The organism is Nocardia sp. NPDC004604, from assembly GCF_040609795.1.
Lineage (GTDB): Bacteria > Actinomycetota > Actinomycetes > Mycobacteriales > Mycobacteriaceae > Nocardia.
The window spans coordinates 1-2,049 of record NZ_JBEXLC010000323.1 but is presented as its reverse complement, the minus strand read 5'-3'; the positions used below and the strand labels follow the sequence as shown (position 1 = coordinate 2,049).

Below are 2,049 nucleotides of genomic sequence, written 5' to 3'. Positions count from 1 at the left end.
TCTGGTGCGGACAGCCGTGCCCGCCACCCTGCACCTGCTGAACGTGGCCGCCGGCCGGATCGACGCCTTCTGTCCCGACTGCACCCGATACACCGCGCGAGCTGACCCGGGAGACGTCCGCGGAAAATGAGTGGCGCTGGGCTGCGATCCCAGCGGATATGGAATCCGCCGTCTATCTGATCACCGGTATCCAGGCCGCTGGGAATCCACGGTCGCCCAGGCATTGGCGGAGCGGCTGCCGCGCTCGGCGCATGTGCGCGGGGATGCGTTCCGGCGCTTCATCATCGGTGGCCGAGTAGACATGAGTCCGGAACCATCGACGCAGGCACTGGACCAACTGCGGCTGCGGCACGCGCTGGCCGCGCACACCGCCGATGCGTACGCCGCGGCCGGATTCACCGCCATCATCCAGGATGTCGTGCTCGGGGAGTGCCTGCCCTACACCCTCGACCGCATCCGGACCAGGCCTCGATATGTGGTTGTGCTCGCGCCGAAACCGGCTGCGGTCGCGGCGCGCGAGGCGGGCCGGGACAAGGTCGCCTACGACGGTTTCACCGTCGACAGCCTGGATGAGGTGCTGCGGGCGCAGACCCCGCGCATCGGATTATGGTTGGACACTTCCGATCTCACCGTGGAGCAGACCGTCGACGAGATCCTCGAGCGAGCCCGGCCACTGGATAGCGAGTCGCTGTTCGGTGACTGCGTCCCGACATCACGTCACGAGCAGGAGCCCTCACCACATCAAACCCCCACTACCCCAACACCGCTCACCCGAGCGGAGCTGCACCCATCGAGATCCGCGACTTCCCCCACTCGCGCAGCCGAACACGCCGCAACATAGCAACAATTACGTGCTATTCATCTGCATGCCCTTAGACAACCAAGATCATCACCGAGCCATTGCAGTGCTCGCCCCAACCCAAAATAGCAGGTCAAGCGGTCACATCATGACTTTCCCGGGCCCCTGCCAAGGATCTCGATCTTTCGTGTCGGCTTCATTTAGGGAGCCAGCGCCGCCATACACGAGCCCGGTTTCAGTGGTTCGCCTGGATCGTTCGCGTGGGGCCGTCGGCCAGGCGAGCGATGCAGGCTAGCGCGAGATGTCTGGGCCTAGCTACCCGATATCTGGGTTACGCCGGCAGAACAGTCAGATGGGCAAGGACGCCGTCGGGGTCTCTGAGGTAGACGTAGTCTTCCCGGTTCTTGAACATCGCCATCAGTTCGGCCAGGCTATCGCGCTCGGCCGGCGTGACCGAGATTCGGCGCTTCACGAGACTTGCACACAGTCCATCGACCAGTTCTCCCCATTCGCCGACGTCGCTGAATGTCCGGTACTGGGCAAGCGCCTCCGCTGGAAGTCGGTCCGCAAGCAGCTCCAGCAGATCGCGGGAATCCTTGCTCAACTTGTTGAGCCGGTCGATCTGTTCCTGGGTCCTTTGCGGCCGCTCACGTCTCCTACGGGGCCTTTCGCTGAAATCCACAATCTCCCTCGCCTCTGTCTATTTCGGATTCGTGACAACACCGGGCCCGCTGACCGGGTAACCGGTCCGGACGCTTCCATCGGCATCCACGATGACCTCGATTAGAACACCATCGCGGACTCCTGATACCTTCCATCGTCCGTTGTCCTGGAGAACCGGAGCTTGGTCGGGATTCCTTGCGACATCCAGAATGCTTTCGATGATGTGGTCGTCGTCCCATGTGTCGATGTCGGGGAACTCGGTCTTGCCGGGTGCCCCGACACCGGGCGCATGCCCTCCTCCATCCTCGTCTCCATCACCGTCGAGGATATGAATTCGCCGACCCTGGGTGATCGAGATGCTGCCCGGCGTCGCCCCCTGCACCTTCGTCCATTGGTCACCCATCGCGCCGGCCGTGTCGTCGACAAGCACCTTCATGAGCAGGATCGTGAGGAGTTTGCCTGCTTCGAGGTTCAGGTCACCCATGCCGTCGAAATGTTTGAGAGTCACGGCCGCGGTGGCGGTGGCAGCTGCGAGACCAACGATCCTTATGAGTTTGCTGCCGGTATAGGCAGCACGTATGGCGTTG

Annotated in this window: 3 protein-coding genes; 1 reads left to right on the top strand and 2 read right to left on the bottom strand. The window is 62.9% G+C overall.

Translation table 11 applies throughout. The features are described from left to right. Positions 1-130 precede the first annotated feature (130 nt). Positions 131-841: a hypothetical protein gene (locus tag ABZW16_RS43835; RefSeq protein ID WP_354962083.1), complete on the top strand. Its 711-nt coding sequence runs from the start codon at positions 131-133 to the stop codon at positions 839-841. Between the two features lie 289 nt (positions 842-1,130). On the opposite strand, the gene ABZW16_RS43830 is transcribed toward ABZW16_RS43835, so the two are convergent. Together ABZW16_RS43830 and ABZW16_RS43825 are read right to left on the bottom strand one after the other, a co-directional pair. Further along, complete coding sequence (locus ABZW16_RS43830) at positions 1,131-1,481, bottom strand: hypothetical protein (RefSeq protein WP_354962082.1); 351 nt, start codon at positions 1,479-1,481, stop codon at positions 1,131-1,133. A gap of 18 nt (positions 1,482-1,499) precedes the next feature. Beyond that, on the bottom strand, positions 1,500-2,049 hold a 550-nt coding region (locus tag ABZW16_RS43825; RefSeq protein ID WP_354962081.1), incomplete at its 5' end, for an EndoU domain-containing protein.